11 protein-coding genes and 2 tRNA genes are annotated in these 13,785 nt (G+C 64.9%); all 13 read left to right on the top strand.

Annotated elements, in window-relative coordinates; translation table 11 throughout:
• Window positions 1-2 precede the first annotated feature (2 nt).
• The 13 genes from nuoI (at window position 3) to truB (ending at window position 13,779) form a co-directional block, all read left to right on the top strand.
• The gene (nuoI, locus tag AC5P8C_RS04295) at window positions 3-491 is read left to right on the top strand and encodes an NADH-quinone oxidoreductase subunit NuoI (RefSeq protein ID WP_005410456.1); all 489 of its coding nucleotides are present in this window, start codon (window positions 3-5) and stop codon (window positions 489-491) included.
• A gap of 9 nt (window positions 492-500) precedes the next feature.
• A complete protein-coding gene (locus AC5P8C_RS04290; RefSeq protein ID WP_019660582.1) occupies window positions 501-1,157 on the top strand; it encodes an NADH-quinone oxidoreductase subunit J in 657 nt (218 codons plus the stop codon).
• On the top strand, window positions 1,154-1,459 hold the full coding sequence (gene nuoK / locus AC5P8C_RS04285; protein ID WP_005417921.1) for an NADH-quinone oxidoreductase subunit NuoK: 306 nt from the start codon (window positions 1,154-1,156) through the stop codon (window positions 1,457-1,459). The genes AC5P8C_RS04290 and nuoK overlap by 4 nt, the downstream gene beginning before the upstream one ends.
• A gap of 7 nt (window positions 1,460-1,466) precedes the next feature.
• Entirely contained in the window at window positions 1,467-3,635 is a 2,169-nt protein-coding gene (gene nuoL, locus AC5P8C_RS04280; RefSeq protein ID WP_019660581.1) for an NADH-quinone oxidoreductase subunit L, read from the top strand.
• Window positions 3,636-3,658: 23 nt separating this feature from the next.
• Window positions 3,659-5,167, top strand: coding sequence for an NADH-quinone oxidoreductase subunit M (locus tag AC5P8C_RS04275; protein ID WP_019660580.1), 1,509 nt, complete (start codon window positions 3,659-3,661; stop codon window positions 5,165-5,167).
• Window positions 5,168-5,182: 15 nt separating this feature from the next.
• Complete coding sequence (nuoN, locus tag AC5P8C_RS04270; RefSeq protein ID WP_019660579.1) at window positions 5,183-6,643, top strand: NADH-quinone oxidoreductase subunit NuoN; 1,461 nt, start codon at window positions 5,183-5,185, stop codon at window positions 6,641-6,643.
• 127 nt (window positions 6,644-6,770) lie between these two features.
• A tRNA-Met gene (locus tag AC5P8C_RS04265) sits at window positions 6,771-6,847 on the top strand.
• Window positions 6,848-6,929: 82 nt separating this feature from the next.
• Window positions 6,930-7,006, top strand: a tRNA-Met gene (locus tag AC5P8C_RS04260).
• 365 nt (window positions 7,007-7,371) lie between these two features.
• Complete coding sequence (gene rimP, locus AC5P8C_RS04255; protein ID WP_019660578.1) at window positions 7,372-7,962, top strand: ribosome maturation factor RimP; 591 nt, start codon at window positions 7,372-7,374, stop codon at window positions 7,960-7,962.
• Window positions 7,963-7,966: 4 nt separating this feature from the next.
• Window positions 7,967-9,478, top strand: a complete 1,512-nt coding sequence (nusA, locus tag AC5P8C_RS04250) for a transcription termination factor NusA (protein ID WP_019660577.1) — start codon at window positions 7,967-7,969, stop codon at window positions 9,476-9,478.
• 92 nt (window positions 9,479-9,570) lie between these two features.
• Window positions 9,571-12,213, top strand: coding sequence for a translation initiation factor IF-2 (gene infB / locus AC5P8C_RS04245; RefSeq protein WP_019660576.1), 2,643 nt, complete (start codon window positions 9,571-9,573; stop codon window positions 12,211-12,213).
• 165 nt (window positions 12,214-12,378) lie between these two features.
• Entirely contained in the window at window positions 12,379-12,762 is a 384-nt protein-coding gene (rbfA, locus tag AC5P8C_RS04240) for a 30S ribosome-binding factor RbfA (protein ID WP_019660575.1), read from the top strand.
• A gap of 108 nt (window positions 12,763-12,870) precedes the next feature.
• Window positions 12,871-13,779: a tRNA pseudouridine(55) synthase TruB gene (truB, locus tag AC5P8C_RS04235; RefSeq protein ID WP_019660574.1), complete on the top strand. Its 909-nt coding sequence runs from the start codon at window positions 12,871-12,873 to the stop codon at window positions 13,777-13,779.
• Window positions 13,780-13,785: the final 6 nt, after the last annotated feature.

The raw sequence follows: 13,785 nt of genomic DNA, 5'->3' as shown, positions 1-13,785 counted from the left end.
TGATGAACAGGATTACCCATTACTTCAAGAGCCTGCTGCTGCTCGAACTGCTGGCGGGCCTCTGGCTGACGCTGAAGTACAGCTTCAAGCCGAAATACACGATGATGTACCCGATGGAGAAGTTCCCGCAGTCGCCGCGCTTCCGTGGCCTGCACGCGCTGCGCCGTTACCCCAACGGCGAAGAGCGCTGCATTGCCTGCAAGCTGTGCGAAGCGGTGTGCCCGGCGCTGGCCATCACCATCGACTCGGCCAAGCGCGAGGACGGAACCCGCCGCACCACGCGCTACGACATCGACCTGTTCAAGTGCATCTTCTGCGGCTTCTGCGAGGAAAGCTGCCCGGTGGACTCGATCGTCGAAACCCACATCCTCGAGTACCACTTCGAGAATCGTGGCGAAAACATCGTTACCAAGCCGCAGCTGCTGGCCCTGGGCGACCGTCTCGAAAACGAGATCGCCGAGCGTCGTGCCGCCGATGCCGCTTACCGCTGAGGTCGAGAGATGGATTGGGTAAATATCGCTTTCTGGGTGTTCGCCATCGCGGCAACGGTTTCGGCCGGTGCGGTGATCAGCGTGCGCAACCCGGTTCACGCCGTGCTCTGCCTGGTGCTGACCTTCTTCTCCATTGCCTGCGTGTGGCTGCTGGTGGGCGCCGAGTTCCTCGGTGTGGCGCTGGTGCTGGTCTACGTCGGCGCGGTGATGGTGCTGTTCCTGTTCGTGGTGATGATGCTGGACATCGACCCCACCAAGCTGCGTGAGGGCTGGGTGCGCTACCTGCCGGTCGGCCTCATCGTCGCCGTCGCGATGCTGGTGCAGATGCTGATCCTGATCGGCGTCAAGGCGCGTTCGGCCACGCCGTTCCCGGCCGACAACGCCGCTGCGGTCGCCGCCGACACGTCCAACATCACCTGGCTGGCGCGCACGTTGTTCACCGAGTACCTGCTTCCGTTCGAGTTCGCCGCCGTCATCCTGACCGTGGCCGTGGTTGCTGCCGTGATGCTGACCCTGCGTCGCCGCACCGGCGTCAAGAGCCAGAACCCGGGTGAGCAGACCATGGTCAAGGCCGGCCAGCGTCTGCGCATGGTCAAGATGGGTGCCGAGGCCCCGGTCGTGCACAGCAACAGCAAGCCGGCCACCGGCGAGGAGACCCAGCCGTGATTACCCTTGGCCACATCCTTGCGCTTGGCGCGGTGCTGTTCGCCATCAGCCTGGCCGGCATCTTCCTCAACCGGAAGAACGTCATCGTCCTGCTGATGTCGATCGAACTGATGCTGCTGTCGGTGAACATCAACTTCGTCGGCTTCTCGCGCCAGCTGGGCGATCCGTCCGGCCAGCTGTTCGTGTTCTTCATCCTGACCGTCGCCGCCGCGGAAGCCGCCATCGGCCTGGCGATCCTGGTGACCCTGTTCCGTACCCGCCGCACGATCAATGTCGGCGAAGTCGATTCGTTGAAGGGCTGATCCACAGATGGAAATCACTCTCTCCAAGAGTCTGTTGATCGCAGTGGTGCTCGCACCGCTGTTCGGCAGCATCATCGCCGGCCTGTTCGGTCGCCAGGTCAAGCGCTTCGGCGCGCAGACCATCACCATCCTCGGCGTCGCGGTGGCCTGCGGCCTGTCGATGTACACGTTCTACCAGTTGATGTGGGGCGGCGCGCAGCCGTTCAACCAGAACATCTACACGTTCTTTGAAGTCGGCCAGTATTCGGCGCACGTCGGCTTCATGGTCGACAAGCTGACCGCGATGATGATGGTAGTGGTGACCTTCGTGTCGCTGCTGGTCCACATCTACACGATCGGCTACATGCAGGACGACCCGGGCTACCAGCGGTTCTTCAGCTACATCTCGCTGTTCACCTTCTCGATGCTCACCCTGGTGATGAGCAACAATTTCCTGCAGCTGTTCTTCGGCTGGGAAGCGGTGGGCCTGGTGTCGTACCTGCTGATCGGCTTCTGGTTCAAGCGCCCGACCGCGATCTTCGCCAACATGAAGGCGTTCCTGGTCAACCGCGTCGGTGACTTCGGCTTCCTGCTGGGCATCGCCGGCGTGCTGTGGGTGTTCGGCACCCTGGACTACTCGCAGGTGTTCTCGCAGGCCGGCATGCTGGCTGACCCGCGCGCCCAGCTGCAGATCTGGGACGGCACCATCCTGGGCATGCAGCTGCTGAACGAGCCGGTGATCTGGTCGATCGCCACCGTCATCTGCATCTGCCTGTTCATTGGTGCCATGGGCAAGTCGGCCCAGGTCCCGCTGCATGTGTGGCTGCCGGACTCGATGGAAGGCCCGACCCCGATCTCGGCACTGATCCACGCCGCGACGATGGTGACAGCCGGTATCTTCATGGTCACCCGCATGTCACCGCTGTTCGAGCTGTCGCAGACCGCGCTGAACTTCGTGCTGTTCATCGGTGCCACCACCGCGTTCTTCACCGGCCTGATCGGCATCGTGCAGAACGACATCAAGCGCGTCGTCGCGTATTCCACGCTGTCCCAGCTGGGCTACATGACGGTTGCACTGGGCGTGTCGGCCTATTCGGCCGCCGTGTTCCACCTGATGACCCACGCCTTCTTCAAGGCCCTGCTGTTCCTGGGCGCCGGCTCGGTCATCATCGCGATGCACCACGAGCAGGACATGCGCAAGATGGGCGGCCTGCGCAAGTACATGCCGATCACCTTCATCACCATGTGGATCGGTACCCTGGCGCTGGTGGGTACGCCGTTCTTCTCCGGCTTCTACTCGAAGGACACCATCATCGAGGCGGCCGAGCTGCACGCGCACCTGTCCAACAACTGGGTGGCCACCTACGGCTACTGGGCCGTACTGGGCGGCGTGATCGTCACCAGCTTCTACAGCTTCCGCCTGCTGTTCCTGACCTTCCATGGCAAGGAACGATTCCGCGACACGCATGATGACCACGCGCATGGCCATGGCCATGACGAGCACCATGCCGCCGATGCCCACCACGGCGATGCGCATCACGACGACCACGGCCATGGCCACGGTCCTCATGAGCCGCACGAAACCCCGTGGGTGGTGACCCTGCCGCTGATCCTGCTGGCCATCCCTTCGATCGCCATCGGCTTCTTCAGCATCGGTCCGATGCTGTATGGCACCGACTGGGCCGGCCACCACGCGCACGACGCCATCAAGGGACAGGCGCATACGTTCTTCACCGGCATCGTGGACTTCTACGATCCGGCCAAGAACACCATCGGCTTCCTGGGCGAGGAGTTCCATGGCCCGGTCGCGTTCGCGCTGCACGGCATGATGGCGCCGGCGTTCGTGCTGACCGTTGCGGGCTTCCTGCTGGCCGCACTGTTCTACCTGTGGAAGCCGGACCTGTCGGGCAAGGCCCGCAAGACCTTCGCTCCGCTGGTTTCGGTGCTGGAAAACAAGTACGGCTTCGACAAGCTGTGGATCGATGGCTTTGCCGGTGGCAGCGTCAAGCTGGGCAAGGTCTCGCGCTGGATCGACAGCAACATCGTCGACGGCGTGGTCAATCTCTCGGCACGTGTTGTGGACGTCGCAGCCGGCGTGCTGCGTCGTACCCAATCCGGTTTCCTCTATCACTACGCCTTCGCGATGATCATCGGCCTGATTGCCCTGCTGGGCGTGCTGATGCATTACCTGCGTTGATGACCTGTACGGAATAAGAAGACGTGTCGAACTGGCCTCTACTCAGTGTCCTCATCTGGCTGCCGATCATCGGTGGTGCCCTGATTCTTGCGATCCGTGATGCGCAGACCGCCCGCTGGGCGTCGCTGGGCGTAGCGGTGCTGACGTTCGTGGCGAGCCTCTCGCTGCTGAGCGGCTACAACGCGGGCGTCGACGGTCTGCAGTTCGTCGAGACCCACGCCTGGATCCCGGCGTACAAGATCGGCTACAACCTGGGCGTGGACGGCATTGCCGTGGCGCTGATCCTGCTGACCACCCTGGTCAGCGTGCTTGCCCTGATCGGCGCCTGGAGCGCCATCGACAAGCGCGTGAACCAGTACGTGGCGGCCTTCCTTATCCTGGAAGGCGTCACCGTGGGCATCTTTGCTGCGACGGACGCGATGCTGTTCTACGTGTTCTTCGAAGCGATGCTGATTCCGATGTTCCTGATCATCGGTGTCTGGGGCGGCCCGCGCCGCATCTACGCCGCGCTGAAGTTCTTCCTGTACACCTTCCTCGGCTCCGTGCTGATGCTGGTGGCGCTGATCTACCTGTACATGAAGGGCGGCAGCTTCCAGCTGGCCGACCTGTACGCACTGCCGCTGTCGGCCAAGGAACAGACCTGGATCTTCTTCGCCTTCCTGATCGCCTTCGCGGTCAAGGTGCCGATGTTCCCGGTCCACACCTGGCTGCCGGATGCCCACGTGGAAGCGCCGACCGCCGGTTCGGTGATCCTGGCCGCGATCGCCCTGAAGATCGGTGGCTACGGCTTCCTGCGCTTCAACCTGCCGATCGTTCCGGACGCGTCGCAGGAATGGGCCTGGCTGGTGATCGCGTTGTCGCTGATCGCAGTGATCTATGTCGGCCTGGTCGCCCTGGTGCAGGACGACATGAAGAAGCTGATCGCCTACTCGTCGATCGCGCACATGGGCTTTGTCACCCTCGGCACCTTCATCGCCCTGTGGCTGGTGCGTGAAGCCGGCAACGCCGATGCCGCCCGCCTGGGCCTGCAGGGCGCCATGGTGCAGATGATCTCGCACGGCTTCGTGTCCGGCGCCATGTTCTCCTGCGTCGGCGTGCTGTACGACCGCATGCACAGCCGCCGCATCGCCGATTACGGCGGCGTGGTCAACGTGATGCCGTGGTTCGCCACCTTCGCCATGCTGTTCTTCATGGCCAATGCTGGCCTGCCGGGTACCAGCGGTTTCGTCGGCGAGTTCATGGTCATCCTCTCGGCCTTCCAGCGTAATCCGTGGATCGCCCTGGGCGCGGCCACCACCCTGATCATCGGCGCCGCCTACACCCTGTGGCTGTACAAGCGCATCTTCTTCGGCGAAGTGGCCAACAGCCATGTGGCCGAACTGAAGGACATCAACGGCCGCGAATGGCTGGTGCTGGGCGTGTTCGCCATCGGCGTGCTGGCCCTGGGCATCTACCCCAAGCCGCTGACCGACCTGATGGAGCCCTCGATCGCGAAGCTGGCGATGCAGATCGCATCCAGCAAGCTGCTGTAATTCCAGGATTTGATGATGACCACCTCGCCGCTGCTGCCATTGACCGCCGCTGACCTGCCACCGCTCGCTCCCGAGCTGGTGCTGATCGGCAGCGCCTTCGCCCTGATGATCCTCGACCTGTTCGTCAGCAACCGGAACAAGATCGTCACCCACCTGTTCGCGCTCGCTGCGCTGGCCGTGGTGCTGTTCATGCTGGCCACCGGCGTGGGCGGGCAGGGGGAGGTCTTCCATGGCATGTTCGTGCGCGATACCGCCGCGGACGTGATGAAGACCGGGATCGTGCTGCTCAGCGGCCTGACCCTGATCTACGGCTGGCGCTACCTGCGTGACCGCAACCTGTTCCAGGGCGAGATCCCGGTGCTGATCCTGTTCGGTACCGCCGGCATGATGATCCTGGTCTCGGCCGGCAGCCTGCTGATGGTCTACCTGGGCCTGGAGCTGCTGGCGCTGTGCTCCTACGCCCTGGTCGCCAGCAATCGTGAAAACGGCCTGGCCTCGGAAGCGGCGATGAAGTACATCGTGCTGGGCTCGCTGGCCTCGGGCCTGCTGCTGTACGGCATGTCGCTGATCTACGGCGCCACCGGCAGCCTGCACCTGGACGTCATCCGCGATGCCATCCCGCACTCGGAAGAGCGCGTGCTGCTGATCACCGGTGCGGTGTTCATGATCGCCGGCGTCGCCTTCAAGCTGGGCGCCGCGCCGTTCCACATGTGGCTGCCGGACGTCTACCAGGGTGCCCCGGCACCGATCGCGCTGTTCATCAGCTCGGCGCCGAAGCTGGCGGCCTTCGGCATGGCCTACCGCCTGCTGGAAATGGGCGTGGGGCCGCTGTCGACCGAGCTGCAGCTGCTCATTGCCGGCCTGGCCGCAGTCTCGCTGGTCATCGGCAACCTGATGGCCATCGCGCAGAGCAACCTCAAGCGAATGCTGGCGTTCTCCACCGTCTCGCACATCGGCTTCCTGCTGATGGGCATCGCCGGTGGCGGCGCGCAGGGCTATGCCGCCGCGCTGTTCTACGCACTGGCCTACGCCATCATGTCGACCGCTGCCTTCGGTGCGATCATCGCCCTGTCGCGCGCCGGTTTCGAAGCCGAGAACATCGAGGACTTCAAGGGGCTCAACGCCCGCAATCCGTGGATGGCCGGCCTGGTGCTGTGCATCATGGCGTCGCTGGCCGGCATCCCGCCGTTCCTGGGGTTCTGGACCAAGCTGGCGGTGCTGGGCGCGGCCGTCAACGGCGGCCTGCTGTGGCTGGCCATCCTTGGCGTGCTGTGCGCCGTGGTGGGCTGCTTCTACTACCTGCGCGTCATCAAGGTCATGTACTTCGATGAGCCGGTGGGCGAGGCCATGCCGCGCAGCAACGACCGCGTGCTGGGCCTGGTGCTGGGCGTGAACGCGCTGGCACTGCTGGCGCTGGGCCTTGCCTGGAACCCGATCATGGTCTGGTGCCAGCAGGCATTTGCGCATCTTGCATAAAAATTGACACAAAGCTGCGCAATTCGTGTAATATGCGCAGCCTGAGTTGTCACTGCAGCGGTTCAGCCAGAACATCGTTGCGGTAGCCGTCCTCGAAAGAGCGCGGCAGCAGTTCAAACACTTCCGGTGCGGGGTGGAGCAGTCTGGCAGCTCGTCGGGCTCATAACCCGAAGGTCGCAGGTTCAAATCCTGCCCCCGCTACCAACGTCGGATCGGTGCCAACCGATTTGATGAATGAGGGAAAGCTTGCATGTTTCGAAGCAAGCGCTCATAATTCCGCTCCTGATGCGGGGTGGAGCAGTCTGGCAGCTCGTCGGGCTCATAACCCGAAGGTCGCAGGTTCAAATCCTGCCCCCGCTACCAAGTAAAGAGATCGCCTTCGAAGTCCTCCTTCGAAGGCGTTTTTCTTTGGGCTGGCCCGTTTCTGTAGAGTCGAACCATGCCCGAACTGCCGGTGCGGAAAAGGGGCTGCCCCCAGGCCCGCACCTTGCACCAGCGCGGTGCAGCCGCTATCATCAGCGGCCTAGCAGTACCCCTGAAGGCGGCCTCCCAGCGGGAGTCCGGATCCGGAAGGAGGGCCGCGACCGGCAGGCAATGCAGGTTGCAACCGGAATCCAGTCACCGGAGTCTTTCCGGAAAAGGGGCCCAGCGGGCCCTTTGTCGTTTCCGGGGCGTCATGTTTTCACGCTGGCCAAGGCCGGCACCCAACCAAGAGATCAAGGCAGGCTGTGAGCGACAAGGCAACCGACATCGCGAATCTGCTCGCCCCGACCGTTGTGTCGCTGGGCCTGGAGCTGCTGGGCGTTGAGTATCTGCCGGCCCCCGGCGGTGCGACCCTGCGCCTTTACATCGACGTGCCACTGGCTGAACAGCCCGAGCGCATCATCAATGTCGACGACTGTGAGCGGGTCAGCCGCGAAGTGTCGGCGCAGCTGGACGTCGAAGACCCGATCAGCGGCAATTACACGCTGGAAGTGTCCTCGCCGGGCGTGGATCGCCCGTTGTTCAACCTGGAGCAGTTCGCTCGCCACCAGGGTGAATCGGCCAAGGTCACGCTGAAGCTGCCGCAGGACAACCGTCGTCGCCTGCAGGGGCGTATCGAGGCGACCGACGAGGCTGCGGGCACCATCACCTTCATCGTCGACAAGGCCGAAGTGGTGGTGTCGGCCGACAACATCGACAAGGCACGGATCATGCCCGACTGGGTGGCGCTGGGGCTGGCCCCGAGCAAGCCGACCGGTCCGGCACCGAAGCGTCCGAAGCCGAACACGAATTCTTCTTCCAACGAGCCGGCGGCAAAGAAGCCGCGCGCGGAGTGAGCCAATGAGCAAGGAACTGTTGCTGGTAGTCGACGCAGTCGCCAACGAGAAGGGCGTGCCACGTGAAGTGATCTTCGATGCCATCGAGGCCGCTCTGGCCTCGGCAGCGAAGAAGCGCTATCCCGACGAGGAAGTGCTGACCCGCGTGGTCATCGACCACAAGGATGGCAGCTACGAAACCTTCCGCCGCTGGGAAGTGGTGGCCGATGATGTGGTCATGGAGTCGCCCGACCGCCAGATCCGCCTGATGGATGCCGTCGACGAAGCCGAAGGCGTCGAGGTCGGCGACTACATCGAAGAACAGATCGAGAACCCGGACTTCGGCCGCATTGCTGCCCAGGCCGCCAAGCAGGTCATCGTCCAACGCGTGCGCGAAGCCGAGCGCCAGCAGGTCGTGGACGCGTGGAAGGATCGTGTCGGTGAGTTGATCACCGGCGTGGTCAAGCGCGCCGAGCGTGGCAACATCTATGTCGACCTCGGTGGCAACGCCGAAGGCTTCATTCCGAAGGACAAGGGCATCCCGCGCGACGTGCTGCGCGCCGGTGACCGCGTGCGCGGCTACCTGGCCGAGGTCCGTTCGGAACCGCGTGGTCCGCAGCTGTTCATCAGCCGCGCCGCCCCGGAATTCATGATCGAGCTGTTCAAGCTGGAAGTGCCGGAAGTCGGCCAGGGCCTGGTGGAAATCAAGGCCTGTGCGCGCGATCCGGGCGATCGCGCCAAGATCGCCGTGCTGGCCCACGACCAGCGCACCGATCCGATCGGTGCCTGCATCGGCATGCGCGGTTCGCGCGTGCAGGCCGTGTCCAACGAGCTCAACGGCGAGCGCGTGGACATCGTGCTGTGGAACGACAATCCGGCCAACTTCGTCATCAATGCGATGGCGCCGGCCGAAGTCCAGTCGATCATCGTCGATGAAGACAAGCACTCGATGGACCTGGCCGTTGCCGAAGACCGTCTCGCCCAGGCGATCGGCAAGGGCGGCCAGAACGTGCGCCTGGCCAGCCGCCTGACCGGCTGGCAGCTCAACGTGATGACCCAGGACCAGGTCACCGCCAAGTCGGAGGCCGAGCAGGCCGCCGCACGCCAGCTGTTCATGGACAAGCTGGAAGTGGACGAAGAGATCGCCGGCATCCTGGTCAGCGAAGGCTTCGGCACCGTCGAGGAAATCGCATATGTCCCGGTCGGCGAACTGCTGGCCGTGGAAGGTTTCGACGAAGACATCGTCGAAGAGCTGCGCGCTCGTGCCCGCGATGCGCTGCTCAATGAGGCCCTGGCAGTCGAGGAAGGCCTTGAAGACGGCCAGCCGGCGCAGGACCTGCTGTCCCTGAAGGGCATGGACGAAGCCACCGCGTATGCGCTGGCCGGCCACGGCGTGCGTACCAGCGAGGACCTGTCCGACCTGGCCGCCGACGAGGTCATGGACTTCGGCATTGAAGGGCTGGACCAGGAGCGCGCTGCGGCGCTGATCCTGGCCGCGCGTGCCGAGGAGATCGCCCGACTGGAACGCGGCGAATGAGCCGGCAATGAACAGGGCCCTGAGCCGCTCAGGGCGTAGAATCCGCGCCACCTCCAGATGCGGGGGGGCGCCCACAAGATCATAGGATCCGAATGTCGCAGCAAACCACCATCCGCAAGCTTGCCGAACTGGTCAACACGCCGGTCGAAAAACTGCTGGAACAGCTGGCCGGTGCCGGCATGAAGTTCAGCGGTCCCGACCAGGTCGTGACCAGTACCGAGAAGGTGAAGCTCCTGGGCTTCCTTCGTCGTTCGCACGGCAAGCCCGAGCAGGCCCCGGAAGAGACGGATCAGTCTGCAAAGAAGATCACGCTCAACCGCCGGAAACAGCAGGAAGTGACGGTCAGTTCCGGTCGCAGCAAGACGACCGTGAATGTCGAGGTGCGCCAGAAGCGTACCTACGTCAAGGATGGTGCTCGCGCCATGACGCCGGACGAAGAGCGCGCCGACATCCTGCGCAAGCTGGAAGAGTCGCGTGCGCGCAACCTCGCCGAACAGCAGGCGCTGGCCGAAAAGGATCGTCTGCGCGACGAAGCCATCGTCCGTGCCCGCGAGGAAGAGGCCGCCGCCAAGGAACGCGCCGAGGCCGAGAAGAAGGCCGCCGAGGAGGCTGCGGCTGCCGCCAAGGCGGCCGAGACGCTGGCTGCCAGCAAGCCCAAGCGTGCTCCGATCGACGAAACCGCGCCGCGCCCGCCGCGCGCCCCGGCGACAGCCCCGGCTGCGCCGCGCAGTGCGCCGCCGCCGCGCAACGACGACCGCAACAACCGCAGCGCGCCGCGCAACGAGCGTGGCCCGGGTGATCGTTTCGCCGGCCAGATGCACCTGTCCGCGGCCGATCGTGCGCGTCGTGGCAACAGCAACAACAGCAACACCCGTGGTCGTCCGGGCGGCCGCAACCAGGCCGGTGGCCGTCGCGACATGTCGCGTGGTGGCAACAACGCCGGCCCGCACGCGTTCGAACGTCCGACCGCGCCGGTGGTGCGTGAAGTGGCGATCGGCGACACCATTACCGTGGCCGACCTGGCGCAGAAGCTTGCGCTGAAGGGTGGCGAGGTGGTGAAGGCGCTGTTCAAGATGGGCGTGATGGCCACCATCACCCAGTCCATCGACCATGACACCGCCGCGCTGGTGACCGAAGAACTCGGCCACAAGGCGATCCGTGCCAACGACAACGACGCCGAAGACGCGCTGCTGGCCTCGGCCGGTGAAAACCAGGGCGAAGCCACCCAGCGTCCGCCGGTGGTCACCATCATGGGCCACGTCGACCACGGCAAGACCTCGCTGCTGGATTACATCCGCCGCACCAAGGTTGCCACCGGCGAAGCCGGCGGCATCACCCAGCACATCGGTGCCTACCACGTGGATACGCCCAAGGGCGTGATCAGCTTCCTGGATACCCCGGGCCACGCGGCGTTCACCTCGATGCGTGCGCGCGGCGCCAAGCTGACCGACATCGTGGTGCTGGTCGTTGCTGCCGATGACGGCGTCATGCCGCAGACCAAGGAAGCGATCCAGCACGCCCGTTCGGCGGGTGTGCCGCTGATCGTGGCGATCAACAAGATCGACAAGTCCGACGCCGACCCGATGCGGGTTAAGAACGAACTGCTGTCCGAGCAGGTCGTGGCCGAGGACTTCGGTGGTGACACCCAGATGGTGGAGATCTCGGCCAAGACCGGCCTGGGCATCGACGACCTGCTGGACGCCATCTCGATCCAGGCCGAACTGCTGGAACTGAAGGCGGTCGACGAAGGCCGGGCCTCGGGCGTGGTGATCGAATCGTCGCTGGACAAGGGCCGTGGCCCGGTCGCCACCGTGCTGGTGCAGCAGGGTCGCCTGAAGAAGGGCGACTACCTGGTGTGCGGCATCCAGTACGGCCGCGTGCGTGCGCTGTTCGACGAAACCGGCAAGCAGCCGGAGTTCGCCGGCCCGTCCATCCCGGTGCAGGTCCTGGGCCTGTCCGGCGTGCCGGAAGCCGGTGACGACTTCGTGGTCGTCGAGGACGAGCGCCTGGCCAAGGACGTTGCCCAGCAGCGTGAGACCAAGCGCCGTGAATCGCGCCTGGTCGCCACTGCGGGCAGCCGCATGGAAGACATCATGGCGACCCTGGGCAAGGGCGAGGGCCAGCAGGTCCTCAACCTGGTCATCAAGGCCGACGTGCAGGGTTCGGTGCAGGCCCTGAGCCAGGCACTGGTCGCGCTGTCCAACGACGACATCCGCATCAACGTGATCCACTCCGGCGTGGGCGGCATCACCGAGTCGGACGCCAACTCGGCGGCCGCTTCGAAGGCCACCGTCATCGGCTTCAACGTGCGTGCGGATGCTTCGGCCCGTCGCATCATCGAATCCAACGGCGTGGACCTGCGTTACTTCTCGATCATCTATGACGTGATCGATCAGGTGAAGCAGGTGGCCTCCGGCCTGCTGGGCGTGGAGATCCGCGAAGAGATCATCGGTATCGCCGAGGTCCGCGACGTCTTCCGCAGCTCCAAGCTGGGCGCTGTTGCCGGCTCGATGGTCATCGAGGGCGTGGTCAAGCGCAACAAGCCGATCCGCGTGCTGCGCGACAGCGTGGTGATCTTCGAGGGCGAGCTGGAATCGCTGCGTCGCTTCAAGGAGAACGTCGAGGAAGTCCGCAACGGTACCGAATGCGGTATCGCGGTGAAGGCCTACAACGACGTCAAGCCGGGTGACCAGATCGAGTGCTTCGAGCGTATCGAAGTGCCGCGCACCCTGTAATGCTGCAAGGCGGCCCGACCAACGGTCGGGCCCTACCGTGATGTAGAACCCGACCAACGGTCGGGTACCATGGTAGATGTAGCGCCCGACCGTTGGCCGGGCGACAATCGAATCAAAGGTAGCGCCCGACCGTTGGTCGGGCGACAACTGAACCAAGAGCTCCTCGTGCCCAAGACTTTCCATCGAACCGACCGTGTCTCTGCCCAGCTGCGCCGCGAACTCGGCACCCTGGTGCACAACGCCGTGCGCGAGCACGGGTTGCCCTCGGTGAGCGTGTCCGACGTGGAAATCACCCGCGACATGGCTCATGCCAAGGTCTTCGTCACCGCGCTGATGCCGGAGCGTTCGGCGGAAGCGGTGGCCGGCCTGAAGGAACTGGGCTACCGCCTGCGCATGGACCTGGCCCGGGCAATGAAGCTGCGCCATGTGCCGGAGCTGCATTTCCACTACGACGACTCGGTCGATCGTGGCGAGCATATCGACAACCTCCTGCGCGACCTGCCCGATACGCTGGCCGCGGAGAAGCGTCGCGAGAGCGACGAAGAATAAGCCAGCGCCGGGCCCATGCCCGGCGTCTTTTCATTCTGACCGTGCGAGGCCGGACGCTGGCCGCGCTTCGCGCTCGCCGGGCATGGCCCGGCGCTACCCGTATCTGTCATGACCCGAATTCAGTTCCGCCGCCTGGATGGCATCCTGCTGCTCGACAAGTCGACCGGCATGAGCTCCAACGCCGCCCTGCAGGTGGCCCGTCGCCTGTTCCGTGCCGAGAAGGGCGGCCACACCGGCAGCCTCGACCCGCTGGCCACCGGTCTGCTGCCGCTGTGCTTCGGCGAGGCGACCAAGATCGCTGGGCTGCTGCTGGGGTCGGCCAAGGCCTACGATGCCGAGATCGTGCTCGGCCAGACGACCGATACCGACGATTCCGAGGGCCAGGTGCTGCTGCAGCGCCCGGTACCGGCGATCGGTGCCGAGGCCCTGCAGGCCGCGTTGGCGCCGCTGACCGGCAACATCCGCCAGCGTGCCCCGGTCTATTCGGCCCTGAAGCAGGGTGGTGAGCCGCTGTATGTGAAGGCCCGCCGTGGTGACGTCATCGAGGCGCCGGAACGCGAGGTGCAGGTGCACGCCATCGACGTGCTGGAGCAGCAGCCTGAGCGCTTGCGGCTGCGCGTGACCTGCGGTTCGGGCACCTACATCCGCAGCCTGGCCCGCGACCTGGGCGAGGCGCTGGGATGTGGCGCACACATCAGTGCGCTGCGCCGGCTCTGGGTGGAGCCGTTCCGCGAACCGGCGATGGTCACCCTGGACCAGCTGCGGGCGATGGCCGAGGCCGGCGACGAGGCGGCCATGGATGCGCTGCTGCTGCCGCTGGCGGCCGGCCTGGCTGAATACCCGCGGGTCGATCTCGATGCCGACCAGACCCATCGCTTCTGCGTCGGCCAGCGCCAGCGCGACCCGTCCTGGCCCCACGGCCTGGTGGCGGTGTTCGGTCCGGGCGATGCTGTCCAGGGGCTGGGCCAGGTCGATGGCAGTGGCCTGCTGGCTCCGCAGCGTCGTTTCAACCTCTGACCGGGG

The sequence above is a fragment of the Stenotrophomonas sp. YJH_SMC_46 genome, from assembly GCF_059370315.1.
The sequence above is the reverse complement of the archived record's forward strand: the minus strand, read 5'-3'. Positions and strand labels throughout refer to the sequence as shown.